The 560-nt window shown below is 46.1% G+C and carries 1 pseudogene; it reads left to right on the top strand.

Features of this window, described 5'->3' with window-relative positions:
- Positions 1-560, top strand: a pseudogene (locus R7040_RS28900) (efflux RND transporter permease subunit); the annotation flags it as partial.

Below are 560 nucleotides of genomic sequence, written 5' to 3' on the forward strand. Positions count from 1 at the left end.
TATTAGCTGGATGGTGTCTTTGATCTTCTTGATTGGTGGTATTGCTGCTTTCTTCGGGTTGGGACGTTTAGAAGATCCGGCCTTTACTATCAAAGATGCGATGGTAGTGACGTCATACCCAGGTGCGACGCCGCAACAAGTGGAAGAAGAAGTGACGTACCCGCTGGAAAAAGCCATCCAGCAACTGACTTACGTTGACGAAGTGAACTCCATTTCCAACCGTGGCTTATCTCAGATCACCGTGACGATGAAAAATAACTATGGTCCCGATGATTTACCACAAATTTGGGATGAATTGCGTCGAAAAGTGAATGACTTAAAAGTCACCTTACCACCAGGTGTTAATGAGCCTCAGGTTATTGATGACTTCGGTGATGTGTAGGGCATCTTGTTGGCAGTGACAGGGGATGGCTACAGCTATAAAGAGTCGCTGGATTATGTCGACTACTTACGCCGTGAGCTTGAACTGGTCGATGGCGTCAGCAAGGTTTCTGTCTCTGGTCAGCAGCAAGAGCAAGTCTTTATTGAAGTTTCGATGAAGAAGCTAAGCAGTATTGGTT

This window comes from Vibrio sp. 1069 (genome assembly GCF_033340555.1).